Source organism: Brachybacterium subflavum, assembly GCF_009299795.1.
Taxonomy (GTDB): domain Bacteria; phylum Actinomycetota; class Actinomycetes; order Actinomycetales; family Dermabacteraceae; genus Brachybacterium; species Brachybacterium subflavum.
The window spans coordinates 271,304-295,038 of sequence record NZ_VIGP01000003.1 but is presented as its reverse complement, the minus strand read 5'-3'; the positions used below and the strand labels follow the sequence as shown (position 1 = coordinate 295,038).

The following is a 23,735-nucleotide window of genomic DNA, read 5'->3' as shown; positions in this document are numbered from 1 at the left end:
TGTCGCATGGAACGCTCCGAGCGCTACCGTGTGATCGCACCGTCGACCTCCGAGGAGCCCTCCATGACGTATCCCCCGTCCTCTCCGCTGGGGCAGCCGTCCGCCGGCGACCCCGCCTCCGCCGGTGAGCAGTCCTTCGCAGGCGGTTCCGGCTCCCCGGACGCGCCCGGGTACCCCGGCGGTCCCGGGTACCCTGACGGCCACGGGTACCCCGGCGGCCCCGGTGCGCCGGGCGGCCCGGGAACGCCCGGTGGTCCTGGCGCGCCCAGTGGCCCCCCGCCGGGCGGAGGGTTCGGTCCCGGTGGCGGCGCATCGCCCGGCGGACCGTCCGCGCCGAACCTCGTCAACGGCGCGACGACGCACGGGATCCTCGGCCAGCGGGGCATCCGCCACCCGTGGGAGATCCCGCTGCTGATCGTGGGCATCGTCGTGACCCTCAGCGCCTACCTGGTGTGGACGATCCTCGTGGTGATGAGCATCGTCAACGCGATCCGCGGGGAGGGCCCGACGCTCCTGGACCTGCAGACCGGCCCCTTCGGCTCCCTCGTGATCCAGCTGTTCGCGATCGTGATGCTGCTTCCGCTCATCCTCTGGATCTCCCGTGCGCTCCTGTACGCGCAGCAGCGAGCCTCGGGCATCCGGATGTCGCCCACCCAGTTCCCCGAGGGCTACCGCATGGTGGCAGAGGCGGCCGCCCACCACGGGATGCGGCGCGTACCCGATGCCTACGTGGTCCTGGGCAACGGTCTGATCAACGCCTTCGCCTCCGGCCACGGATTCCGCCGCTTCGTGGTCGTCTACTCGGACATGTTCGAGGTCGGCGGCGCCGTGCGCGACCCGGAGGCCCTGCGGTTCGTGATCGGGCACGAGGTGGGCCACCTGGCCGCGGGCCACGTGTCCTACTTCCGTCTGCTGTTCAGCAATCTCCTGGCGCAGATCCCGCTCCTGGGCACCGCCTACTCGCGGACTCAGGAGTACACGGCGGACAACTTCGGCTACGCCTTCTGCCCGCAGGGCGCCCCGGGCGTGATGGCCGTGCTGGGCGCCGGCAAGTATCTCAATGCCGACGTCAACGTCAACGAGCTCGCCGACCGCGCCGCGACCGAGAAGGGACTCTGGCTGCACATCGCCAACTGGCAGGCGAGCCACCCCATCAACACCTGGCGCGCGCACGCGCTGCGCGACCGCACCCGACCGGGCCATCTGTGGTTCCGGCCCGGGCTGTTCGGTGCCGGCGCGGGCGCCTGGTTCCCGCCGGTCCTGCCCGCGGGGAGCTCGTTCAGCGACCGCTACCCGACGCCCGACCAGGCTCTCTCCCTGCTGGAGCGGGCCGAGGCGCAGCACGCCTCCGGCCGCACCGACCAGTTCGGGCGCTTCCCCGGCGTCGACTACGCCCGGCAGCCGAGCGTGCGGGAGGTGCAGACGGCCTCGCCCGTCATCTGATCGGCTCCCGCCCCTCGGGCTCTCACTCGTCGCGCGAGTGCAGGGCCCGTCGGCGCTCCTGGGCGGCGGTGAGCTGGCCGAGGATGCGCTGGTACTCCTCGGGATCCGCACCGGCATCGGTGCGCTGCAGACGCTGGCGCAGCACGGAGAACTCGCGCGTGATCGAGAGCTCGGTGAGCCTGTCCAGCAGCGAGGTGGCGAGGCGCTGGAGATCCTGCTCGTCGCGCGCGGGGAGCTCGACGTTGGCGATCTCGATGATGAGCGGGCGCACCGTCTCCCCCGCGATCTCGAGCACCTGATCGATGAAGCGGGCCGCCTCGAGGGTGCCCTCGACCGCGTCGAGCAGCGTGCCGGTCGCCAGGATCACGTCCCAGACCCCCTGCAGGGCCGGGACGTGGAACGAGTCGTCGGGCAGGGAGCCGACGCGCTCGACGTCGAGCATCCGCGGCACCTGCAGCATCACGGCGAGGGACTGCAGCTCGACCTGGCCCACGGGATCGCGGCGGTTGACGACGTCCGCGAGGCGCATGATCGGGATGCCGGCCGCGGCATCGTCGGCGCCCGTGCGGGCCCCGACGGCCGAGGAGCCCTGACCCCCGGTGCCCTGTCCGGTCCCGCCATGCGGGGCCGATTCCCCGGGGCGCTCGGCGTGCCGGCCCTGCTGGGGGGCGGTGCGGGCGGCGTCGTGGACGGCGCGCAGCACCGTGCGCTCGTCCATCCCGAGCCAGCCGGCCAGGCGCCGCGCGTACTCGGGCCGCATGGCGCGGTCGCGGATGCGGGCGATCACCGGAGCGGCCATCCGCAGCCCGGAGACCTGGCCCTCGACGGTGTCCAGGTCGACCTGGGCGAGGACGGAGCGGATGGCGAACTCGAAGAGCGGCTTGCGGGAGTCCACCAGATCGCGCACCGCCGCATCGCCCTGGGCGATCCGCAGCTCGCAGGGGTCCATGCCACCGGGCTCGACCGCCACGAAGGTCTGGGCGACGAAGCGCTGGTCCTCCTCGAAGGCGCGCAGCGCCGCCTTCTGACCCGCGGCGTCGCCGTCGAAGGTGAAGATGACCTCGCCGCCGAGCCCGCGGCCGTCGGCGTTCAAGCGCAGTCCCGCCGAGGGGTTCGTGTCCCCCATGATGCGGCGCACCACCTTCACGTGGTCGGCGCCGAAGGCGGTGCCGCAGCTCGCGACGGCCGTGGTCACGCCCGCGAGGTGCGCGGCCATCACGTCGGTGTACCCCTCGACGACGACCACGCGGTGCTGGGAGGAGATCTCCTTGCGGGCGAGGTCGAGCCCGTAGAGCACCTGGGACTTGTGGTAGATCGGGGACTCGGGCGTGTTGAGGTACTTGGGGCCCTGGTCGTTCTCGAACAGCCGGCGGGCACCGAAGCCGATGGTCTTGCCGGTGACGTCGCGGATCGGCCAGACGAGCCGGCCGCGGAAGCGGTCGTAGACCCCGCGCTGGCCCTGGGAGACGAGGCCGCTCGCGGTGAGCTCGGGCTCGGTGAAGCCGCGACCGCGCAGGTGTCCCAGCAGGCTGTCCCAGCCCTCGGGGGCGAAGCCCACGCCGAAGCGCTCGGCGGCCTCGCGGTCGAAGCCGCGCTCGGCGAGGAAGCGCCTGCCCACCTGCGCGCTCGCGGTCGCGAGCTGCTCGCGGAAGTACTCCTCGGCGATCGCATGGGCATCCAGCAGGCGCTGCCGGGTGCCGAAGTCGGGACGGTCGCCGCCGCCGCGGCCGACGTCCTCGTAGTGCAGCTCGACGCCGTAGCGGCCGGCGAGCATCTCGACGGCCTCGACGAAGCTGAGGTTGTCGATCTTCTGCACGAAGGAGATGACGTCGCCGCCCTCCCCGCAGCCGAAGCAGTGCCAGTGGCCCAGCTGCGGACGCACATTGAAGCTGGGCGTCTTCTCGTCGTGGAAGGGGCACAGGCCCTTCATCGATCCGATGCCGCCGCTGCGCAGGGTGACGTGCTCGCCGATGACCTCGTCCAGGCGCGCGGTGCCCCGGACCTTCTCGACGTCCTCGCGGCGGATCCTGCCCTGGCTCATCGGCTCCTCGTCCCCTCCTCCGGTCCTTCTCGTGGTGCTGCGGGCGGTCCCGCCGCTACAGGTCCGAGCCGAGGCCCGGGAGCGGCGTGTCCGCGGCGGTCACGTGCGTGGTGCCGCCGCGGTAGAGCGTCTCGTGCAGGCGACGCGCGGTGACGTCGGTGAACGAGGCGATCTGGTCGATGACCACGCGCGCTCTCCCGGCGTCGTCCTGGGCATCCTCCCAGAGCTCGGAGAAGATCGGGCTGAGATGCACGCTGCCGGTGTTCCAGAGGTGGGCGTAGAGGTCGCGCAGGATCTGCTCCTGCTGCGCGTAGACCGGGCGCTGGGCCGCGGAGCTCATGACGTAGGCGGCGGCGAGCCCCTTGAGCACCGAGATCTCCAGCCGCGTCTCCTCGGGGACGACGACCTCCCCGGCGAAGCGCGCGATCGGGCCCTCGCCGTGGCGCTCGCGCGTCGCCTCGACGACGGCGTGGGTGAAGCGGCCGATGAGCTGGCTGGCCATGTCCTTGAGCGCGGCGGCGTCCCGCATCGAGCCGGTGTAGCGCAGCACCCACCAGGGCTGGTCCTCGAGCCGGGCGAGGGCCGCGTCGAGCACGTCGATCGGGTCGGTCGGCGTGTACCAGTCCTGGACGACGTACAGCGCGGCGGCCCGCTCCATCGGGTCGGCCAGGAGCGCGAGGTCGAGAGCGCCGCCGGTGACCGAGTCCTCGATGTCGTGCACCGAGTAGGCGATGTCGTCGCTGATGTCCATGACCTGCGCCTCGGAGCACTTGCGGATGCCCGGAGCGCCGTCGCGCGCCCAATCGAAGACGCCCTGGTCATCGGGGTAGACGCCGAACTTCGAGGAGGCGGGGTCCGGCCCTTCGCCGCGGCGCCACGGGTACTTGATCGCGGCGTCGACCGTGGCGCGGGTGAGGTTCAGTCCGAAGGGGCGGTCGGCCCCGATGAGCTTGGGCTCGAGCCGCGTGAGCAGACGCAGGGTCTGCGCGTTGCCCTCGAAGCCTCCGATGCCCGCCGCGAGCTGGTCGAGCACCTTCTCGCCGTTGTGGCCGAACGGCGGATGGCCGAGGTCGTGCGAGAGGCAGGCGGCGTCGACCACATCGGGATCGCAGCCCAGGGCCGCGCCGATGTCGCGGCCCACCTGGGCGACCTCGAGGGAGTGCGTGAGGCGGGTGCGCACGAAGTCGTTGGCGCCGGCGCCCAGCACCTGGGTCTTCGCGCCGAGGCGACGCAGCGCCGAGGAGTGCAGGACGCGCGCGCGGTCCCTCTGGAAGGGCGTGCGGGTGTGCGACTTCGGGGGCTCCTCGCCCCACCGCTCCTGGTCGGAGGCCGTGTACCCCGGCGGGAGGGCGGCCGGCGGGGAGTCCGCGGACCTCCCGCGCGGCGTGAGGTGCTCCATGCGGGCGCTCATCCTCCCGAAGTGTCCAGCTCGGCCTCGTGGAGGCGGGCCCGGTGCGCGTCGCTCAGCTCCCGGGAATCCATCCACCCCTCGGGGCAGACCGCTCGCTTGGGTGTGCCGGCGCGGCCGCGCGGCCCCTCGGCGTCGGCCCCGGGGTAGGGCGAGTCGAGGTCAAGCTCGGCGAGCTTCGCGTCGAGATCGGCGAGCGACTCCATGGTCGCCAGCCGGTGCCGCATCTCGCCGCCGACGGGGTAGCCCTTGAAGTACCAGGCGACGTGCTTGCGCAGGTCGCGCATGCCGCGGCCCTCGTCCTCGAAGAACTCCGCGAGGAGCTCGCCGTGGCGGCGCATGGTGCGGGCGACGTCACCGAGGGTCGGACGTATGCGCTCGGGGCGGCCCGCGAAGCCGGCGGCGAGGTCGGCGAACAGCCACGGGCGGCCCTGGCAGCCGCGCCCGACGACGACGCCGTCCGCGCCGGTCTCCTCGACCATGCGCAGGGCGTCCTCGGCCGACCAGATGTCGCCGTTGCCGAGGACGGGGATGTCGGTGACCAGCTGCTTGAGGTCCGCGATCGCCTCCCAGTGCGCCTGCCCGCTGTAGTGCTGGACGACGGTGCGGCCGTGCAGCGCGATCGCGGACGCGCCGACCTCCTGGGCGATCAGGCCGGCGTCGCGGTACGTCAGATGGTCCTCGTCGATGCCCATGCGGGTCTTCACGGTGACCGGGACGTCCCCGGCGGCCTCGACGGCCCCGCGGACGATGCGCGTGAACAGCTCGGTCTTCCAGGGCAGGATGCCGCCACCGCCGCGGCGCGTGACCTTGGGGACGGGGCAGCCGAAGTTCAGGTCGATGTGGTCGGCGCGGTCGCGCTCGACGAGCATCTCGACCGCGCGGCGCACGGTGGTCGGATCCACGCCGTAGAGCTGGACCGAGCGCGGTGTCTCGCGCTCCCCCATCGTCACCAGGCGCCATGACTCCGCGTGGTCCTCCACGAGCGCGCGGGAGGTCACCATCTCGGAGACGAACAGCCCGCCGTCGTCCTCCGAGTGCAGCGCGCCGAACTCGCGGCACAGCAGCCGGAAGGCCATGTTGGTGATGCCGGCCATCGGCGCGAGCACGACGGGCGTGTCGACGGTGTGCGGGCCGATGGTGAGGGTGCGCCGCTGCGGCTCCGCGGCCGGAGACGCCGGGGAGCTCGGTGCGGTGGGGGCGTCGAGGGTGGTCATCACCGCCGATTGTCCCATCCCCTGTGCCGCACCGGGAGGTCTGCGCAGGGTGATGTGCATCGAGCGGGTATGGGGAGGGACGGCGCGGGGCCCCGTCCGCCCTGGACGGTGCCGGTCGGACCGCAGGCCGAGCGGGGCGGGCCCGTCGGTCGCGGAGCCTCGGCTTCCTGGCCTTCGTCGCCCACACGGGCATCGCGGGCGACCGGGAGCGGCAGCGCGCCGTGCGCGAGGGCACCGCCCTGTTCGGCGGACGGCCCGCGGCGTTCGGACGGGCCGTCGCCGCCCCGCCCGAGGAGGCTGCCCGTTCCCTCGGCGGGGGCGTCACTGCGCAGGCGGACGACGACGGGGCCGCCCTCAGGCGCCGATGAGCCGCTGCGCCAGGTAGCCCTTCACCTCGGTGAGGGCCACGCGCGTCTGCTCCATCGAGTCGCGCTCGCGGATGGTCACGGCCTGGTCCTCGGCGGTGTCGAAGTCGACCGTGATGCAGAAGGGCGTGCCGATCTCGTCCTGGCGGCGGTAGCGGCGGCCGATCGCCTGGGAGACGTCCATCTCGACGTTCCACAGCGGGCGCAGCTCGTCGGCCAGGGCGCGGGCGCGCGGCACCAGGTCCTCGCTCTTGGACAGCGGCAGCACGGCGACCTTGACGGGCGCGAGGCGCGGGTCGAGGCCCAGCACGGTGCGGGTGTCGACGCCGCCCTTGGTGTTGGGGGCCTCGTCCTCGCGATAGGCGTCGACGAGGAAGGCCATCATCGAGCGCGTGAGACCGAAGCTGGGCTCGATGACGTACGGGGTGTACCGCTCGCCCGAGGCCTGGTCGAAGTACTGCATCTTCGTGCCGGAGACCTCCGTGTGGCGTCCCAGGTCGAAGTCCGTGCGGTTGGCGATGCCCATGAGCTCGCCCCATTGCCCGCCCTGGAAGCCGAAGCTGTACTCGATGTCGATGGTGCCGTCCGAGTAGTGGGCGCGGTCCTCCTCGGGGACGTCGAAGCGGCGCATGTGGTCGGGGTCGATGCCCAGATCCACGAACCAGTTCCAGCAGTCCTCGACCCACCGGTCGAACCACTCCTGGGCCTGCTCGGGCGGGGTGAAGAATTCGATCTCCATCTGCTCGAACTCGCGAGTGCGGAAGATGAAGTTGCCGGGGGTGATCTCGTTGCGGAACGCCTTGCCGACCTGGCCGATGCCGAAGGGCGGCTTCTGGCGCGCGGCGGTCACCACGTTCAGGAAGTTCACGAAGATGCCCTGCGCGGTCTCGGGCCGCAGGTAGTGCAGCCCGGACTCGTTGTCGACGGCACCCAGGTAGGTCTTCATGAGCCCCGAGAACTGCTGCGGCTCGGTGTACTCGCCGCGCGTGCCGCAGTTCGGGCAGGGCACCTCGGCCAGCCCGCCCTCGGGGGCACGGCCCTTCTTCTCCTCGAAGGCCTCGAGGAGGTGGTCCTCGCGGAACCGGCTGTGGCAGCTGCGGCACTCCACGAGCGGATCGGTGAAGGTCTTGACGTGCTCGGAGGCCTCCCACACGCGCGTGGGCAGGATGATGGCCGAGTCCAGTCCGACCATGTCCTCACGGCCCTGCACGAAGGTGCGCCACCACTGCTTGCGGATGTTCTCCTTCAGCTCGACGCCGAGGGGACCGTAGTCCCAGGCGGAGCGGGTGCCGCCGTAGATGTCGCCCGAGGGGAACACGAACCCGCGCTTCTTGGCGAGGGCGATGACGTTGTCCAGGGTGCTGGCGGGGGCCTTGGCCACGGTGTGACTCCTGCGATGCGGCGGTGGGGCGCTCCGCGGTGGCCGCTGGCGCCGGCCCCTCGCGAGGACGCGGAGGGGTGCGACGGATCCAGGTGCGGCGTGGGCCGCGACGGCGGGCGGAGCGCCAGGACGAGCGTCCAGCATATCGACGAACGGGTCCGGCGTCGCCGCGCGAGCGGAGCACTCGGGCGCGCCGCCGTGAGGTCCGCTCCTCGGACGGCCGACGGGGCGCGATGCGCGCCACATCCCGCGGCTCCTCGCGCACCGCGAGCTTGCACCCGGGCCACCTCAACTCTGATAATCACTCTCATGTTCGCCACGCCTCGCTCCCCCCGCCGCTCCTCGTCCGCCCACCCGTCGGGCACCGCCGCGGCGCCCGTCCTCGCGCGGTCGACGACCACGCGGCGATCGCTGCTGGGCCTCGCGGGCATCGGCGCGGCCGGCCTCGCGCTGAGCGCATGCGGAGGGACGTCCGGCTCCTCGGGGAAGCCCGTCATCATCACGGGCTGCTACGGCCTCACCTTCGCCGCGCAGCAGGTCGCCGGCGACCTCGCCGAGGTCGTGAGCCTCGCCCAGCCGGGCGTCGACCCGCACGACCTCGAGCTCTCCGTCGCCCAGGTCGCGCAGGTCCAGGAGGCGACGCTGATCCTGCAGATCCCCGACTTCCAGGCCTCCCTCGACGACGCGATCTCCTCGAAGGACCTCTCTGACTCGACGCTGGACGTGTCCACCGTCGTCACCATGCTCTCGGGCAGCGGCGAGGAGGACGAGCACGACCACGGCGGCGCGGAGGACGAGGGCGGGGCATCCGACGAGGGCGGGGCATCCGACGAGGGCGGGCACGAGGGCCACGACCACGGCGCCCTCGATCCGCATTTCTGGAACGACCCCGTGCGCCTCGGGAAGGTCGCCGAGGCCATCGGCGAGCACCTGGCGACGGCCGATCCGGACAACGCCTCGACGTTCCGGGAGAACGGTGCGAGCGCCCGCAGGGCCCTCGAGGATCTCGACGCCGAGCTGAAGAAGGAGTTCGACGCCGTGAAGGGCGACAAGCCCTTCGTCACCAGCCACACCGCCTTCGCCTACCTCGCCGACCGCTACGGCCTCGAGCAGATCGGCATCACCGGGATCGATCCTGAGGTCGAGCCCTCCCCCAAGCGCCTGCTGCAGCTGCAGAAGGTGATCGAGGACCAGCACGTGACGACGGTCTTCTTCGAGACCACCGCGTCACCGAAGGTCGCCGAGACCCTCGCGGACAACGTGGGGGCGAAGGCCGAGGAGCTCGACAACCTCGAGACCCAGCTCTCCGAGGACACGGACTACCCTGCCGTCATGCGCGAGAACTGCAAGAAGCTCGTGGCGAGCTGGTCATGACGCCGGCCCCCTCGGCGTCCTCCTCCCCGCCCGCGACGCCCGCGGTCTCCGTCGAGCACCTCGACGTGGACCTCGGCGGCGCCCCCGTGCTGCACGACGTCTCCCTCGAGGTCGCGCCCGGCGAGCTCGTGGGCCTGCTCGGGGCGAACGGCTCCGGCAAGTCGACGCTCCTGCGCGCGATGGTGGGCGTCCAGGCCGCGAGCGCCGGCACGATCAGCCTCTTCGGCCGTCCCGTGAAGGACCGCAGGATCCATGGGAAGGTCGGCTACGTCCCGCAGTTCGCCGCCGGGGGCGGATCGATCCCGGCGACCGCCCGGGAGACCGTCGCCACCGGGCTGCTCGGGCCGGGCCGCTGGTTCTCCCGGCTCCACGATCCCCGTGTGGACTCGCTGCTCTCCGACGTCGGCCTCTCGGCGATGGCCGACCGTCCGATCACCCAGATGTCCGGCGGCCAGCGCCAGCGCGTGATGATCGCGCGCGCCCTGGTGCGCTCCCCGCAGCTGCTCGTGCTCGACGAGCCCTTCTCCGGCGTCGACGTCGCGACGCAGGACGCGATCGCCGCGATCTTCCGCCGTCTCTCCCAGCGCGGCACCACGGTCGTCGTGGTGCTGCACGAGCTCGGTCCGCTCAGCGAGGACGTGCGCCGCGCCGTGGTCCTGGACCGCGGCCGCGTCGTCCACGACGGAGCGCCCGAGGATCGCCCGCTGTTCGATCCCGGGCACGACCACCAGGCGCTGCACGAGGAGTGCCTGGGACAGGAGATCCACCCATGACCATCGCTCCCTGGGACCTGCTGACCAGCGACATCATGCGCTATCCGCTGATCATCGCCGTGCTCATCGGCCTCACCGCGCCGATCGTGGGCACCTACCTGGTCCAGAAGAACCTCTCGCTGCTCGGCGACGGCCTCGGGCACGTCGCGCTCACGGGGGTGGCCGTCGGCTGGCTCGTCGGCGCCTGGATCAGCGCCTCCCCGCAGGACCTGCTCGCGATCCCCGGAGCGCTCGTCGCCTCCGTGATCGGAGCGGTCGTCATCGAGATCGTGCGCGAGGTCGGGCACACCAGCCGGGACGTCGCCCTCGCGATCCTGTTCTACGGCGGCATCGCGGGCGGCGTGGTCATCATCCAGCTCGCGGGCGGCGGCTCGCAGAGCCTCGTCGGCTACCTCTTCGGGTCGCTCGCGACGGTCACCGCGACCGACCTCGTCATCGCGGTGGTCCTCGCCGTGATCGTGATGGTCATCGGGATCGGGCTCAGTCGCGTGCTCTACACGGTCACGGGCGACGAGGAGTTCGCGCGCGCCTCGGGCCTGCCCGTGCGGGCGATGAACATCCTCATCGCCGTGATCGCGGCGCTCACCGTGACGCTCGCGATGCGGATCGTCGGCGCGCTCATGGTCTCCGCTCTCATGATCGTCCCGGTCGCCGCCGCCCAGAGCGTGGTCGTGGGCTTCACCCGCACCATGCGCACCGCGATGGGCATCGCGGTGGTCTGCGCGCTGGGCGGCCTCGTGCTCACCGCCTACGTGGACCTGCCGCCCGGAGGCGTGATCGTGCTGCTGACCATCGCCTGCTACGCGGTGGGCCTGATCCTGCGGCCGATCGTGCAGCGCGTGCGCGGCCGACGGGCCGCGGTCGAGAGCCGTTCCGGCGTGAGCGAACCGATGCCCGCGGACGGCTGAGTCCTGGGATGATGGTGGGCATGCAGCGAAACACGAGGCAGCGCACCGCGATCCTCGACGCGCTCGGCCGTCAGGACGACTTCCGCAGCGCGCAGCAGATCCACGAGCAGATGCGGGCCGACGGCGAGACCGTGGGCCTGGCCACCGTGTACCGGAACCTGCAGACCATGGCCCACGGCGGTCAGGTCGACGTGCTCGTGACCGACGACGGCGAGTCCATCTACCGCCAATGCGCCGAGAGCGGCCATCATCACCATCTGGTGTGCCGCGAGTGCGGTCGCACCGTCGAGTTCCAGGCGCCGCAGGTCGAGGACTGGGCGCGCCGCGTGGCCCGCGAGCACGGCTTCACCGACGTCGACCACACCATGGAGATCTTCGGGCTGTGCCCCGAGCACTCGTCGGGCACCGCATCCGTCGCCTCCCCCGCCTCCGGGGCGTGACGGGGTGCTCGACTGGATCGGCTCGCTCCCGCTGCTGCCGGCCGTCGGCCTGCTCTGGGTGATCGTGCTGTGCCGCGCGGGCGGCACCTACCTCGTGGGCCGCGGTGCGCATCGGCTCGCGCACCGGGGCCGGCTCGCACGGATGATCGAGAGCCCGTCGGTCGATCGGGCGATCACGATCGTGAACCGCTGGGGCGCGCCCGTCGTGGCGCTGAGCTTCCTCACCGTCGGCTTCCAGACCGCCGCGAACCTCTCGGCCGGGCTCACCCGCATGCCGGCCGTGCGCTACGTCCCTGCACTGCTCATCGGCGGCCTCGCCTGGGCCGTCATCTACGCGACGATAGGACTGGCCGTCGTGATCACCTGGATCGAGCTGTTCCTGCTGAGCCCCTGGGTCGCGTTCCTGGTGCTCGCCCTGGCCATCGCGCTGGTGGCCGTGCTCGTGCTCAGACGCCGCCGGTCGCGCGAGCGTCGGGCGCGGGAGACTCCGGTGCCGGGGCGTCGGGAGATGCTTCCGCCGGAGCCTCGGGAGTCCCTGCCACCGGAGCCTCAGGGGTCGGAGCATCCACCGCTCCCCCGTACCGACGGTCCCTCCGCGCGTACTCGGTGATCGCCCGCCACAGCACCCGGCGGTCCACGTCCGGCCACAGCTCGGGCACGAACACGAGCTCGGCGTAGGCGGCCTCCCAGAGCAGGAAGTTCGAGGTGCGCTGCTCCCCGCTCGTGCGCAGGAAGAGATCGACGTCGGGCATCTCGGGGTCGTCGAGGTACCGGCGGAACGAGGACTCGGTGATCGCGCGCGGGCTCAGTCGGCCTTCCCTGGCCAGCGCCGCGACCTCGCGGATGCCGTCGACGATCTCGGCGCGGCCGCCGTGGTTCACGCACATGTACAGGGTCATCCGGGTGTTGCCGGCGGTGAGGCGCTCGGCCTCCTTGAGCTCCTTGATGACGGAGCTCCACAGTCGCTGCTCACGGCCGATCCAGCGGATGCGCACCCCCCAGGAGTGCAGGGTGTCGCGCTGACGGCGCAGCACGTCGCGGGAGAACCCCATGAGGAAGCGGACCTCCTCCGGGGAGCGCTTCCAGTTCTCGGTGGAGAAGGCGTAGGCCGAGAGGTGGGTGACGCCGATCTGCAGAGCGCCCGCGACCACGTCGAGCAGGGCCGCCTCCCCCGCTTCGTGCCCCGCCGTGCGGGGCAGGCCGCGCTGGTTCGCCCAGCGGCCGTTGCCGTCCATGACGACCGCGACGTGCCCGGGGATCGTCTGCGGCGGCAGCTGCGGGGGCCGGGCTCCGCTGGGATGCGCGAAGGGCTCGACGGGACGGTGCGGGGCATCGACGCTGCGGCGTCCGTCGTCACCGGCGCCCGCCGCGCCGCGCCGTTCCCTCCGCTGCGTGCTCCTGCGTGCCACGACTGCTCCTCAGCGCTCGACGTACCCCAGGGAGCGGACCGATCGCTCCAGGTGCCAGGTGATCGTATCGGCGATCAGGCGGCTGGCCTCCTCGCGGGTGGTCTGCGCGGAGTCCAGGACGTTCTCCCAGTCGCCCGCCATGAGGAAGATCATGTGCTCGATCGCCGCCTGACGGACGGCGACGGCCCCGGGGCGGCGGCATGCGCTGCAGACCAGGCCGCCCGCGGAGACGTCGAAGGCGTGGTGGGGGCCGTCGGCCCCGCAGGTCGCGCACGCGCGCAACTCGGGCGACCAGCCGGCGAGGGCCAGGGTGCGCAGCAGGAACGAGTCGAGCACGAGCGAGGCGGGGATCTCTCCCGCGGCGACGGTGCGCATGGCCCCCACGAGCAGCAGGAATCCGCGCTGCGAGGGATCCACGACGTCGTCGGTGAGGCGGTCGGTGGTCTCGAGCATCGCGGTGGCCGCGGTGAAGCGCGAGTAGTCCGCGGCGATGGCGCCCGCGAACCCCTCGATGGTCACGGCCTGGGTGACGGTGTGCAGGTTCCTGCCGGCGTGCAGCTGCAGGTCCACCAGGGTGAACGGCTCCAGGCGCGCCCCGAAGCGGCTGCCCGTGCGCCGCACGCCCTTGGCGACGGCGCGCACCTTTCCGTGGCGGCGCGTGAGCAGCGTGATGATGCGGTCGGCCTCGCCGAGCGGGTGGGTGCGCAGGACGATCGCGTCGTCCCGGTAGAGCTTCTGCATGATGGGTCGAATCTACCGCCGGGGGCCGACGGCCGGCGGGCTGCGCGCGCCGGTTCGCAGGGGCGGCGCCGGGATCACACCCGATGGGCGACGGCGAAGATCCGGCGGAACGGGAGGACGATGCCGTGGCCGTCATCCGGATAGGCCTCGCGCAGGCGCTCCTTGAACTCCGCGGTGAAGCGTTCCCGCAGCCACGTCGGCAGGGCCTGCAGCGTGGGTCGGGCACCCGTGCCGCTCACCCATTCGAAGACGGGGTCCTCGCCGTGCAGGACGTGCAGGTAGGTGGTCTCCCAGGCGTCGACCTCGCAGCCGGCGTCCTGCAGCGTGCGCAGATAGGTCGCGGCGTCGTGGGACGCGGGGCTCGCGATGCCCTCGACGTGCTCGGCGAAGGGATCCTGCGACGCGAGCTCGCGACGGATCGTGTGGCTGGGCTCGCCGAAGTTGCCGGGCACCTGCATCGCGAACCAGCCCCCGGACGCGACCTGGTCGATCAGCTGCGGCAGCAGTTCGAGGTGGCCCGGGACCCACTGCAGGGCGGCGTTGGTCACCAGGACATCGACCGGGCGCGGCGCGCGCCAGGTGCTGAGGTCCGCGAGCTCGGCGCGCACTGCGTCGACCGTCGCGGCGCGCTCGATCATCGCGGGGCTCGAGTCCACGGCGATCACCTCCGCCTCGGGCCAGCGCCGGGCGAGCAGGGTGGTGAGCGTCGCGGGCCCGGCGCCGAGGTCGACGACGAGGCCCGGTGCCTGCGCGCCGATGCGCGAGGTGAGGTCGAGGAACGGCCGGCCGCGCTCATCGCCGAAGGCGAGGTACTGCGAGGGGTTCCAGGTGTGCGGCGGGACGGGCGCAGGGGGCGTCATCGGCGGACTCCATCTGTGGGTTCGGTGGGGCGCCGGACCGTGCGGTGCCGGGCTGGTGCGGCCGGTACGGCGAGGCGCGGCACGGCGCGGGCTCACTATATCTTGATATCAAGAGAGTTTCGGCGGAACCGCCGAATCCAGAGTGGCGGCGGCCTCGGCGAGGGCCGTGCGCAGCGCGCGCGTGGCCGGATGATCGCGGCGGCCGCTGTGCACCGCCGTGTGGAGCCGACGGTGGGGCGCGCCGGCGAGCTCGAGGAGCCGTGCGGGTCCCAGGTGCTCGCGCGCCACGAGCCCGGGGAGGATCGCGACCGCATGCCCTGAGCGCACCAGGTGGGCCTGCAGGAGCAGGTCGATGGTCTCGAAGCGGACACGCGGCTCGAGGCCCCGTCGGCGCAGATGGCTGCGCACCCAGACGCCGGGCATGACGGTCTCCGGGTCCGCCGTCCAGCTGGCGTCGGCGAGATCCTCGATCCGCGCCGGGTCGCACCAGGGCCCCGACGACGGGACGGCCAGCAGGAGCGGATCCTCCAGCAGGGGCTCGCGCTGGACGCCCGGCCGGTGCGGCTCGTCGAGCCCGGGGTACTCCTCGCCGAGCACGAGGTCGAACTCGTGGGCGAGCAGACCCTCGTAGGCGGGCTCGACCTCGCGCTGGTGGACCTCGATCTGCAGGTCGGGATGCGCGGCCGAGAGCACCGTGAGCGCGGGAGGGATGAGCGAGAGCATGACCGACTGGAACGAGGCCACCCGCAGCACTCCCGAGAGTGCGGGCCGGGTCGCCGCGAGGTCCGACTCGGCGCGCTCGACGCCCTCCAGCAGCACGGCTGCGTGCTCGGCGAGCAGACGTCCCGCGTCGGTGAGGACCAGGCGTCTGCCCACGTGCTCGGTGAGGTGCGCACCGGTCTCCTTCTCGAGCTGGGCGAGCTGCTGGGAGACGGCGGACGGCGAGTACGCGAGGCTGCGTGCGACCGCGCCGACGGTCCCGAGGCGCGCGAGCTCGTGCAGAGTGCGCAGCCGGGAGAGGTGGAGCATCGGACCTCCTGGGGGCCTTCGAGCGACCATTCAGCAATGCTTCACGGTATCGCGCACGAATCCTCGCGCTGCTGATCTTCCACGTGCCGGTGATCGCGTGGAGAATCGATGCGTGACCTCCTCGTCCGCGCCCTCCACCGCAGCCGCGCAGCCCGTCGCCGGCTCGACCGCATTCGCGCAGCCCTCCCCCGCGTCCCCCGTCGCCCCCGCGGTGCTCATGATCCTGGGCTCGTGCACCTCGCTGCAGTTCGGGGCGGCGCTCGCCGCCCAGCTGTTCCCCGCGCTCGGCTCGTGGGGCGTGACGTGCCTGCGCCTGGGGATCGCGGCGATCGTCCTGCTGGCCCTCGTGCGCCCGGCGGTGCGCGGCTGGAACGGCGGGCAGTGGCGTGCAGTGCTCGCCTTCGGCCTCGCACTGGGCGCCATGAACGGCAGCTTCTACGCGGCGATCGAGCGGATCCCGCTGGGCACGGCGGTCGCGATCGAGTTCCTGGGCCCGCTCGTGCTCTCGGCGATCCTCTCGCGCCGCGTCGCCGATCTGGCCTGCGTGGTGCTCGCCCTGGCGGGGATCGGGATGTTCGGGCTCGAGAGCCTCGCGGGTGCCGGGGCGCTCGATCCCGTGGGCGTCCTGTTCGCGCTGATCGCCGCGGTGTTCTGGGGGTTCTACGTGCTCGCGAGCGCGCACGTGGGTCGGCACGTCCCCGGTCAGGGCGGTCTCGCGGTCGCACTCGCGATCGGGGCCCTCGCCCTGCTCCCGCTCGGTGCGGGCGGTGCCCTCACCGCTGTCACGCGCCCGGGGCTGCTGCTGCTCGCCGTGGCCACCGCCCTGCTCGCCTCGGTCATCCCGTACACCCTCGAGCTCGCGGCGCTGCGGCGCCTGCCCCGGCACGTGTTCGGGATCCTGCTCAGCCTCGAGCCGGCGATCGCCACGATCGCCGGACTCCTCCTGCTCGCCCAGGTGCCCACCGTCTACGGACTGTTCGCCGTGGTGCTCGTCGTCGCCGCGAGCGCCGGGACCACGATCACCGCCCGGCGCGCCCGGGCCCGCGGCGCGGACGCTGCGGACCGGGCGGCACGCCCCGCACCCGGCGACGGCGAGCTCGAGCCGCTCCCGGCCGACGAGTACCCCGCCGCGCTGTCCGTGCAGGCGATCGCCGAGCCGGAGGCCGTCACCGGCCAGTTCCCGGTCCTGGACCCGCAGGAGCACGAGGCCGGCGAGGATCGCGGGCCGTCCGACCGTCCCTGACGGCCGCCGGGTCCGGTCCGCGCCGAGTCAGCAGCCCGCGGTGGCGCTGCTCCAGCCCAGTGCGATGAGCTCCCGCAGCACGTCCTCGTCGACGTCCTTCAGGCCGTTGACGTACACGCAGCCCGCGCCGCGTCGGTGCCTGCCGAGCGTCTCGAGCAGCGGCGCCGACTGTGCATGGTCCTGCAGGCCGTACAGGGAGATCGCGGCCTTCCGGGGACTGAAGCCGACCCGGAACCAGGTGCCGTGCGAGGTGCGGCCGTGATACTCGCTCTCGCCGTAGCCGATCATGCTCGGTCCCCACATGACGGGCGGCGCCCCGGTCACCTCGCCGAACAGGTCGAGCAGACGGGCGCCCTCGTCGCGCCGCCGAGAAGTCGGCAGAGCGGCGCAATAGGCGAGGGGGTCCTCCTGCGTAGGCTTCGTCTTCACCTAGTGGGCCATGGCGCGAGCTTACTCAGGCTCCAGGAGCTGGAGGGCACGCGGAGAGCGGCGGCCTGCCAGAGGTCGCCCCCCGTGCGCCGGCTGCGAGGTGTCGTGGAAGGGCCGTTGGTGGGGAGCCATGGCGTATATGGCACGGCTTCCACCAGCGGCCCGCGGAGGCCGCGTGGGGCCGGGAAGGCCCTCTCGAGAGGGCATGAAGGGGCCGACGGGGATGCTGCCCGTCGGCCCCTACCAAGGCACCATGCCGCGCCGGATCAGCCCTTCGCGCGCTCGGCCCGGTTCAGCGCCGAGACGATCGCCTGCAGCGAGGCGCGGGTGATCGAGCCGTCGATGCCGACGCCCCAGAAGATCCGGTCCCCGATCTCGCACTCGATGTAGGAGGCGGCCAGGGAGTCGTCGCCCTCGGTCAGCGCGTGCTCGGCGTAGTCGAGGATGCGCAGCTGCACGCCCTGGCCGGCCAGGGCCTTGACGAAGCCGTCGAGCGGGCCGTTGCCGTACCCCTCGACGGTCTCCTCGTGGTCGTCCACGCGCAGCTCGACGGTGATGCGGTCCGAGCCCTCGCCCGCGGACTCCTGGTGGACACCGTGGAAGCCGAAGCGACCCCAGGTACGGGCGGGGTCCTGCGAGGGCAGGTACTCGTCGGTGAAGCAGTCCCACAAGGAGGCCGCGGAGACCTCCCCGCCCTCGGAGTCGGTGATGTTCTGGACGATGCCGGAGAACTCGATCTGCAGGCGGCGCGGGAGATCCAGTCCGTGCTCGGTGCGCAGCAGATAGGCCATGCCGCCCTTGCCGGACTGCGAGTTCACGCGGATCACGGCCTCATAGGAGCGGCCGATGTCCTTGGGGTCGATCGGCAGGTAGGGCACCCGCCACACGATGTCGTCGATGCCCTTGCCCGCAGCCTCGGCATCCGCGCCCATCCGATCCAGGCCCTTCTTGATGGCGTCCTGGTGGGAGCCGGAGAAGGCCGTGAACACGAGGTCTCCGCCGTAGGGAACGCGCTCGGGCACGCGCATCTGGTTGCAGTGCTCGACGGTGCGGCGCACCTCGTCGAGGTCGCTGAAGTCGATCTGCGGGTCGACGCCCTGGCTGAACAGGTTCAGGCCCAGCGTCACCAGGTCCACGTTGCCGGTGCGCTCGCCGTTGCCGAACAGGCAGCCCTCGATGCGGTCGGCGCCGGCCATGTACCCCAGCTCGGCGGCGGCCACGCCCGTCCCGCGGTCGTTGTGGGGGTGCAGGGACAGCACGATGGCCTCGCGGGGCTCCAGGTGGCGGCTCATCCACTCGATCGAGTCGGCGTAGACGTTCGGAGTCGCCATCTCGACCGTCGCGGGCAGGTTCACGATCATCTTGCGCTCAGGGGTGGGCTTGATGATCTCCGCGACCGCGTTGCACACGCGCACGGCGTACTCGAGCTCGGTGCCCGTGAAGGACTCCGGCGAGTACTGGTAGGTGACCTGCGTGTCCGGGACGGTCTCCTCGTACTTCTTGCACAGCAGCGCGCCCTGCACGGCGATGTCGAGCACACCGTCCTCGTCGGAGCGGAAGACGACGTCCCGCTGCACGATCGAGGTCGAGTTGTAGAGGTGGACGACGGCCCTGCTGGCGCCGGAGATCGCCTCGTAGGTGCGCTCGATGAGGTGCTCGCGGGACTGGGTGAGGACCTGGATGGAGACGTCCTCCGGGATCCGGTCCTCCTCGATCAGCTGGCGCACGAAGTCGAAGTCGGTCTGGCTCGCGGCCGGGAAGCCGACCTCGATCTCCTTGTACCCCATGCGCACCAGGAGCTCGAACATCCGCAGCTTGCGCTCGGCGTTCATGGGGTCGATGAGGGCCTGGTTGCCGTCGCGCAGGTCGACCGCGCACCAGCGCGGGGCGCGGGTGATGCGCACGTCGGGCCAGGTGCGATCGGGCAGCTCCGCGCGGATCTGCTCGTGGAAGGGCAGGTACTTGTGGATCGGCATGCCCGAGGGCTGCTGGGGCGCCTCGCCGTCGGAGCCGACGACGGGCAGCGACGGGTCCGCGATCGCGGCGCGGGCCGGTACCGGGGGAACCTCGCCGGTGTGCGCGTCGGTGCGGGGATCAGCGGGGGCCGACGGGGCGCTCGCGCCGGAGGCGGAGGGCTGAGAGGTGCTGGTCGCAGTGGTGTTCACGGAAGATCCTTCGTCTGCTGATGCGGGTCGCCGGGTGGGCAGAGGAGCAGCCGCGGCGAGGTCCCGGCGTATCAGGCCTCGACGCGGCGGCTAAGCAGGAGGATCGTTCCCAGCACGTGAGACACCGTACACCCGGCGCGGCGCACCCGATCCCCGTCTCAGAATCCGAGCCGCCCGAGCTGGCGGGGGTCGCGCTGCCAGTCCTTGGCGACCTTGACGCGCAGGTCGAGGTGGACCCGCCGGCCCAGCAGCGCATTGATGCCTTCGCGGGCATGCGCGCCGACCTCCTTCAGCCGGGAGCCGCCGCGGCCGATGATGATGCCCTTCTGGCTGTCGCGCTCGACGAAGAGGCTCGCCCGCACCACGAGGCGCCCCTCCCCGGGGGCGACCTCGGCGAAGGGGTCGCCGTCGGGATCGGTCTCGGCGATCTCCTCGACCACCACGGCGATCGAGTGCGGGAGCTCGTCGCGCACGCCCTCGAGGGCGGCCTCGCGGATGAGCTCGGCGATGCGGTCCTCGTCGCTCTCCTCGGTGAGCTGCCCGTCGGGGTACAGCTGCGGGCTCTCGGGCAGAAGGCCCGCGATCACGCCCACGAGGTCGTCGATCTGGCGTCCGGTGACGGCGCTGATCGGGACGATCGCGTCGACGTCGAGCAGCTGGTCGACGTCCATGAGGTGCTCGGCGATCCGCTCGGGCCGCACGAGGTCGCACTTGGTGACGATCGCGACCACCTTCGGCCCGCGTCGGCCCTGACGCATCTCGGCGAGGTCCTCGGCGATGAAGCGGTCCCCCGGCCCGATCTTCTGATCGGCGGGCAGGCAGAATCCCACCACGTCGACCTCGGTCAGCGTCTCGCGCACGAGGTCGTTCAGGCGCTCCCCCAGCAGCGTGCGCGGGCGGTGCACACCGGGGGTGTCCACGAGGATGATCTGGGCGTCCTCGCGGGTGAGGATGCCGCGGATCGCGCGCCGCGTGGTCTGCGGCTTGGAGGAGGTGATCGCGACCTTCTCCCCCACCAAGGCGTTCGTCAGGGTCGACTTGCCGACGTTGGGCCGGCCGACGAGCGCGACGAAGCCCGCGCGGTGCTCGAGAGGACCGCCGGCCTCGCCGCTCCCGATGCTGCTCTCAGGCATGGTGCTCCTCCTCGGAGACGGCGTCGCCGTTCTCGTCCTCGTGAGCAGCGATCACGGGCACCGCGCCGGTGCGGGTGTCCTCGCGCTCGTCCTTGGGTGTGCGGCTGACGAGCACGGTCGCGAGCTGCTTGCGGCGCCCGCCGGTGCGGTCGGCCTCCACGTGGAGGCCCAGCGCGTCGGCCTCCGCTCCGAGGATCGGGATCCGCCCGAGCGCCTTGGTCAGCAGACCGCCGACGGTGTCGACGTCCTCGTCCTCGATGTCCAGGCCGAAGAGCTCGCCGGCCGTTCCGATGCTCTCGCGGGCGGGCACCCGGAACACGCCGTCGCCGAGGTCCTCGATGCGCAGCTCGGCGCGGTCGTGCTCGTCCGCGATCTCTCCGACGATCTCCTCGAGGACGTCCTCGATCGTGACCATGCCGGAGACCCCGCCGTACTCGTCGACGAGGATCGCGATGTGCACGCGGCGGGTCTGCATGGCGTGCAGCACCTCGTCGGCCCCGAGGAACTCGGGCAGCACCATGGGCGCGCGCATGATCTCGGCGACGGGCCGCTCGGGGCGGGGATCCCACGGGGAGTGGATCGTGCGCATGACGTCCTTGACGTAGAGGACGCCCTGGAGGTCGTCGACCGTCTCCCCGACCACGGGGATCCGGGAGTAGCCGGAGCGCACGAACAGGCGCATGGCCTTCTCCGCGGTCGTGTCCGCGGTGACCGTGACGATGTCGGTGCGCGGGACCATGATCTCGCGCACCAGTGTGTCGCCGAGGTCGAAGACGCCCTGGATCATGTCGCGCTCGGAGTCCTCGAGCTCCTCGTTCTCCATCGCGCGGTCGACGTACTGGCGCAGCTCGGCCTCGGTCGCGTACGGGCCGCCGGAGATCTTGCCGCCGGGCGTGAAGGCGGAGCCCACGTGGATCATGAGGCGCGCGAGCGGTCCGAGGAGGCTGCGCACCACGCCGATCAGCCCGGACAGCAGCGTCGAGAACCGCTCGGGCCGGCGACGCCCCACGGTGCGCGGGGACACGGAGACCACGAGGAACGAGCCGACGACCGCGATCGCCACGGAGATCAGGGTGGGCAGCACCCAGCCTTCCATGGTCTCGAACACGATCGCGGTGATCGCGACGGCCATGATGGATTCCGAGATCACGCGGCCCAGGCCGATCGCGGCGAGGGTGTGCGGGGCGTCCTCGTGCTGGTGGAGCACGCGGCGGCGCACGCGCTCGGGGGCCTCGGCCTCCTCGAGGTGGCGCTCGAGCGCCGCGCGGGAGGTGCCCAGCAGCGCGGCGTCGGCCGCGGAGAGCAGACCGCCGCAGACCATGCCGAGCACGGCCAGCGGGATGAGGACGAGGAGCAGCGCCGTCACTCGGAGTCCTGGCCGCGCGTGGAGAGGAAGGTCAGCAGCAGACGGCGCTGGAGGTCGAACATGACCTTCTTCTCGTCCTCCTCGGCGTGGTCGTAGCCCATGAGGTGGAGCATGCCGTGGGTGGCCAGGAGCAGCATCTCCTCGACCGCGCTGTGCCCGGACGAGGCGGCCTGCGTGGCGGCGACGCTCGGGCAGATCGCGATGTCGCCGAGGAGGCCCTCGGGGGCGGCCTGGTCCTCGGTGCCCGGCGTGAGCTCGTCCATGGGGAAGCTGAGCACGTCCGTGGGCCCCGGCTCGTCCATCCACTGGATGTGCAGCTGCTCCATGGCCGACTCGTCCACGAAGAGGATCGAGAGCTCGGTGAGCGGATGCATACGCATCTTCTCGAGCACGAAGCGCGCGAGGTCGACGAACTCGCGCTCATCGATGCGGGTGGTGGTCTCGTTGCGGACCTCGATGCTCATCGGCCGGTGCTCCTGCTCTCGTGCCGGCGCTGGCCGGATCCTCCGCGATCCTCGGAGGAGCCCCTGTTCGTGCGTCCGCCCGCGCCGCCGGGGCCGCCGCGGGCATCGCGGCCGCCGATCTCCCAGCGGCCGTAGGCCTCGACGATCTCGGAGACCAGCCGGTGGCGCACGACGTCCTGCGGCGTGAGCCGGCAGAAGGAGATGTCGTCGATCCCCTGCAGGACCTGCTCGACGACCTTGAGCCCGCTGGGCTGGCCGCCGGGCAGATCGACCTGGGTGACATCGCCGGTGACGACCATCGTCGAGTTGAAGCCGAGGCGCGTGAGGAACATCTTCATCTGCTCGGGGCTCGTGTTCTGGGCCTCGTCGAGGATGATGAAGGCGTCGTTCAGGGTGCGCCCGCGCATGTACGCCAGCGGCGCCACCTCGATGGTGCCGGCGCCCATCAGCCGCGGGATCGACTCGGGGTCGAGCATGTCGTGGAGCGCGTCGTAGAGCGGGCGCAGGTAGGGGTCGATCTTCTCGTTGAGCCCGCCCGGGAGGAATCCGAGCCGCTCCCCCGCCTCGACCGCGGGTCGGGTGAGGATGATCCGCTCGACCTGCTTGCTCAGCAGCATGCGCACCGCGACGGCGACGGCGAGGTAGGTCTTGCCGGTGCCGGCGGGGCCGATGCCGAAGGTGACCGTCGAGTTCTCGATCGCATCGATGTACTGCTTCTGGCCCAGGGTCTTGGGGCGGATCGTGCGCCCGCGCGAGGACAGCACGGCCTGCGAGAGCACGGTGTCGATGCGCTCGCCGGCGGCGCGCTCGTCGCCGTAGAGGGCGGCCGCGCGGCCGACGGCCTCGGGGGTGACGGTCTGGCCCTGCTGCGCGATCTGGATGAGCGAGCGCACGATGTGCTCGCCGCGGCGCACCGCGTCGGCGGTGCCGCGCAGCGTGACCCGGTGACCGCGCACCACGATGTCCGCCTCGGGGACTGCCCCTTCGAGGGCGTCCAGGGCGCTGTCGGACTCGCCGAGCACCTGCAGGGGGCTGAGATGATCGGGGATCGAGAGGTGCCTCTCGGTGAGGGCGGGCTCGGGGCCCGGTGCGGGAGTGGCGGGGTCGCTCACATCTCTCCTTCTGCGAGCTCTCCGCCCGCGAGCACGTGCGCATGCACGTGGAAGACGGTCTGGCCGGCCTGTGCGCCGGTGTTGAAGACGAGGCGGAAGTCGCCGTCCGCGAGATCGGCGGCGAGGTCGCCGGCCACGGAGGCCACGTGGGCCAGCAGGGACGGCTCGGTCGCGAGCTCGCGGACGTCGCGCAGGTGGGTGCGCGGCACGACGAGGACGTGGACGGGGGCCTTCGGCGAGAGGTCCTGGAAGGCGATCACCGACTCGTCCTCGTGGACGCGCTCGGAGGGGATCTCCCCCGCCACGATCCTGCAGAAGACGCACTCGGGGTCGACGCGGATCGAGGCCGAGGGCCCGGGCGACGGGGCGCTGCTGGGCTCGGTGCTCATCATGCGTCCGATTCTACGGGCCGCGGGCCGGCGGGGCCGAGCGGA

21 protein-coding genes are annotated in these 23,735 nt (G+C 72.1%); 6 read left to right on the top strand and 15 right to left on the bottom strand.

Going from position 1 to position 23,735, the window contains the following annotated elements; translation table 11 throughout:
• Positions 1 to 63 precede the first annotated feature (63 nt).
• Positions 64 to 1,443 carry a M48 family metallopeptidase gene (locus tag FHG10_RS08400; RefSeq protein WP_152352875.1) on the top strand — a complete coding sequence of 460 codons (1,380 nt, stop codon included), beginning with the start codon at positions 64 to 66 and terminating at the stop codon, positions 1,441 to 1,443.
• A 22-nt stretch (positions 1,444 to 1,465) separates the two neighbouring features.
• Here FHG10_RS08400 and dnaG read toward each other — a convergent pair whose 3' ends face one another.
• The 4 genes from dnaG to FHG10_RS08380 all read right to left on the bottom strand — a co-directional run bounded on the left by dnaG (position 1,466) and on the right by FHG10_RS08380 (position 7,855).
• Positions 1,466 to 3,484: a DNA primase gene (gene dnaG / locus FHG10_RS08395; RefSeq protein WP_152352874.1), complete on the bottom strand. Its 2,019-nt coding sequence runs from the start codon at positions 3,482 to 3,484 to the stop codon at positions 1,466 to 1,468.
• 55 nt (positions 3,485 to 3,539) lie between these two features.
• On the bottom strand, positions 3,540 to 4,895 hold the full coding sequence (locus FHG10_RS08390; protein ID WP_227488131.1) for a deoxyguanosinetriphosphate triphosphohydrolase: 1,356 nt from the start codon (positions 4,893 to 4,895) through the stop codon (positions 3,540 to 3,542).
• Positions 4,892 to 6,109: a tRNA dihydrouridine synthase DusB gene (dusB, locus tag FHG10_RS08385; RefSeq protein WP_152352873.1), complete on the bottom strand. Its 1,218-nt coding sequence runs from the start codon at positions 6,107 to 6,109 to the stop codon at positions 4,892 to 4,894. Before dusB ends, FHG10_RS08390 begins: the two co-directional genes overlap by 4 nt.
• 354 nt (positions 6,110 to 6,463) lie before the next feature.
• Positions 6,464 to 7,855: a glycine--tRNA ligase gene (locus tag FHG10_RS08380; protein ID WP_152352872.1), complete on the bottom strand. Its 1,392-nt coding sequence runs from the start codon at positions 7,853 to 7,855 to the stop codon at positions 6,464 to 6,466.
• Between the two features lie 309 nt (positions 7,856 to 8,164).
• On the opposite strand from FHG10_RS08380, the gene FHG10_RS08375 reads away from it, so the two are divergent.
• From FHG10_RS08375 to FHG10_RS08360, 4 genes are read left to right on the top strand one after another with little or no spacing between them, the layout of a single operon-like run.
• Positions 8,165 to 9,229, top strand: a complete 1,065-nt coding sequence (locus FHG10_RS08375; protein WP_152352871.1) for a metal ABC transporter substrate-binding protein — start codon at positions 8,165 to 8,167, stop codon at positions 9,227 to 9,229.
• Entirely contained in the window at positions 9,226 to 10,002 is a 777-nt protein-coding gene (locus FHG10_RS08370; protein ID WP_152352870.1) for a metal ABC transporter ATP-binding protein, read from the top strand. Before FHG10_RS08375 ends, FHG10_RS08370 begins: the two co-directional genes overlap by 4 nt.
• Positions 9,999 to 10,910, top strand: a complete 912-nt coding sequence (locus FHG10_RS08365) for a metal ABC transporter permease (protein ID WP_152352869.1) — start codon at positions 9,999 to 10,001, stop codon at positions 10,908 to 10,910. The genes FHG10_RS08370 and FHG10_RS08365 overlap by 4 nt, the downstream gene beginning before the upstream one ends.
• 20 nt (positions 10,911 to 10,930) lie before the next feature.
• A complete protein-coding gene (locus FHG10_RS08360; RefSeq protein WP_152352868.1) occupies positions 10,931 to 11,350 on the top strand; it encodes a Fur family transcriptional regulator in 420 nt (139 codons plus the stop codon).
• Positions 11,351 to 11,796: 446 nt separating this feature from the next.
• Here FHG10_RS08360 and FHG10_RS08350 read toward each other — a convergent pair whose 3' ends face one another.
• From FHG10_RS08350 to FHG10_RS08335, 4 genes are all read right to left on the bottom strand, one after another.
• On the bottom strand, positions 11,797 to 12,624 hold the full coding sequence (locus FHG10_RS08350; protein WP_264674029.1) for an isoprenyl transferase: 828 nt from the start codon (positions 12,622 to 12,624) through the stop codon (positions 11,797 to 11,799).
• A 144-nt stretch (positions 12,625 to 12,768) separates the two neighbouring features.
• Positions 12,769 to 13,500 carry a DNA repair protein RecO gene (gene recO, locus FHG10_RS08345; protein ID WP_152352866.1) on the bottom strand — a complete coding sequence of 244 codons (732 nt, stop codon included), beginning with the start codon at positions 13,498 to 13,500 and terminating at the stop codon, positions 12,769 to 12,771.
• Between the two features lie 74 nt (positions 13,501 to 13,574).
• Positions 13,575 to 14,360 (bottom strand): methyltransferase domain-containing protein, encoded by a 786-nt coding sequence (locus tag FHG10_RS08340; protein WP_152352865.1) that lies wholly within the window; start codon positions 14,358 to 14,360, stop codon positions 13,575 to 13,577.
• Between the two features lie 108 nt (positions 14,361 to 14,468).
• Entirely contained in the window at positions 14,469 to 15,389 is a 921-nt protein-coding gene (locus FHG10_RS08335) for a LysR family transcriptional regulator (protein ID WP_152352864.1), read from the bottom strand.
• A 112-nt stretch (positions 15,390 to 15,501) separates the two neighbouring features.
• Between FHG10_RS08335 and FHG10_RS08325 the strand changes: the two genes are divergently transcribed.
• Positions 15,502 to 16,632 (top strand): EamA family transporter, encoded by a 1,131-nt coding sequence (locus FHG10_RS08325; RefSeq protein ID WP_319803205.1) that lies wholly within the window; start codon positions 15,502 to 15,504, stop codon positions 16,630 to 16,632.
• Positions 16,633 to 16,659: 27 nt separating this feature from the next.
• On the opposite strand, the gene FHG10_RS08320 is transcribed toward FHG10_RS08325, so the two are convergent.
• The 7 genes from FHG10_RS08320 to FHG10_RS08290 all read right to left on the bottom strand — a co-directional run bounded on the left by FHG10_RS08320 (position 16,660) and on the right by FHG10_RS08290 (position 23,690).
• Positions 16,660 to 17,061 (bottom strand): DUF1801 domain-containing protein, encoded by a 402-nt coding sequence (locus tag FHG10_RS08320; protein WP_227488130.1) that lies wholly within the window; start codon positions 17,059 to 17,061, stop codon positions 16,660 to 16,662.
• Between the two features lie 266 nt (positions 17,062 to 17,327).
• The gene (leuA, locus tag FHG10_RS08315) at positions 17,328 to 19,037 is read right to left on the bottom strand and encodes a 2-isopropylmalate synthase (protein WP_227488165.1); all 1,710 of its coding nucleotides are present in this window, start codon (positions 19,035 to 19,037) and stop codon (positions 17,328 to 17,330) included.
• A gap of 347 nt (positions 19,038 to 19,384) precedes the next feature.
• Entirely contained in the window at positions 19,385 to 20,359 is a 975-nt protein-coding gene (gene era / locus FHG10_RS08310; protein ID WP_152352862.1) for a GTPase Era, read from the bottom strand.
• Positions 20,352 to 21,725, bottom strand: coding sequence for a hemolysin family protein (locus FHG10_RS08305; protein WP_227488129.1), 1,374 nt, complete (start codon positions 21,723 to 21,725; stop codon positions 20,352 to 20,354). The genes era and FHG10_RS08305 overlap by 8 nt, the downstream gene beginning before the upstream one ends.
• Positions 21,722 to 22,189, bottom strand: a complete 468-nt coding sequence (gene ybeY / locus FHG10_RS08300) for an rRNA maturation RNase YbeY (RefSeq protein WP_152352861.1) — start codon at positions 22,187 to 22,189, stop codon at positions 21,722 to 21,724. The genes FHG10_RS08305 and ybeY overlap by 4 nt, the downstream gene beginning before the upstream one ends.
• Positions 22,186 to 23,301: a PhoH family protein gene (locus FHG10_RS08295; protein ID WP_152352860.1), complete on the bottom strand. Its 1,116-nt coding sequence runs from the start codon at positions 23,299 to 23,301 to the stop codon at positions 22,186 to 22,188. Before FHG10_RS08295 ends, ybeY begins: the two co-directional genes overlap by 4 nt.
• Positions 23,298 to 23,690: a histidine triad nucleotide-binding protein gene (locus tag FHG10_RS08290; protein ID WP_152353192.1), complete on the bottom strand. Its 393-nt coding sequence runs from the start codon at positions 23,688 to 23,690 to the stop codon at positions 23,298 to 23,300. Before FHG10_RS08290 ends, FHG10_RS08295 begins: the two co-directional genes overlap by 4 nt.
• Between the last annotated feature and the right edge of the window lie 45 nt (positions 23,691 to 23,735).

Coding starts and splice junctions, on each gene's coding strand:
- FHG10_RS08400 (WP_152352875.1), top strand. CDS start 64: ATGACGTATCCCCCGTCCTCTCCGCTGGGGCAGCCGTCCGCCGGCGAC.
- dnaG (WP_152352874.1), bottom strand. CDS start 3,484: ATGAGCCAGGGCAGGATCCGCCGCGAGGACGTCGAGAAGGTCCGGGGC.
- FHG10_RS08390 (WP_227488131.1), bottom strand. CDS start 4,895: ATGAGCGCCCGCATGGAGCACCTCACGCCGCGCGGGAGGTCCGCGGAC.
- dusB (WP_152352873.1), bottom strand. CDS start 6,109: ATGACCACCCTCGACGCCCCCACCGCACCGAGCTCCCCGGCGTCTCCG.
- FHG10_RS08375 (WP_152352871.1), top strand. CDS start 8,165: ATGTTCGCCACGCCTCGCTCCCCCCGCCGCTCCTCGTCCGCCCACCCG.
- FHG10_RS08370 (WP_152352870.1), top strand. CDS start 9,226: ATGACGCCGGCCCCCTCGGCGTCCTCCTCCCCGCCCGCGACGCCCGCG.
- FHG10_RS08365 (WP_152352869.1), top strand. CDS start 9,999: ATGACCATCGCTCCCTGGGACCTGCTGACCAGCGACATCATGCGCTAT.
- FHG10_RS08360 (WP_152352868.1), top strand. CDS start 10,931: ATGCAGCGAAACACGAGGCAGCGCACCGCGATCCTCGACGCGCTCGGC.
- recO (WP_152352866.1), bottom strand. CDS start 13,500: ATGCAGAAGCTCTACCGGGACGACGCGATCGTCCTGCGCACCCACCCG.
- FHG10_RS08340 (WP_152352865.1), bottom strand. CDS start 14,360: ATGACGCCCCCTGCGCCCGTCCCGCCGCACACCTGGAACCCCTCGCAG.
- FHG10_RS08335 (WP_152352864.1), bottom strand. CDS start 15,389: ATGCTCCACCTCTCCCGGCTGCGCACTCTGCACGAGCTCGCGCGCCTC.
- leuA (WP_227488165.1), bottom strand. CDS start 19,037: ATGCCGATCCACAAGTACCTGCCCTTCCACGAGCAGATCCGCGCGGAG.
- era (WP_152352862.1), bottom strand. CDS start 20,359: ATGCCTGAGAGCAGCATCGGGAGCGGCGAGGCCGGCGGTCCTCTCGAG.
- ybeY (WP_152352861.1), bottom strand. CDS start 22,189: ATGAGCATCGAGGTCCGCAACGAGACCACCACCCGCATCGATGAGCGC.
- FHG10_RS08290 (WP_152353192.1), bottom strand. CDS start 23,690: ATGAGCACCGAGCCCAGCAGCGCCCCGTCGCCCGGGCCCTCGGCCTCG.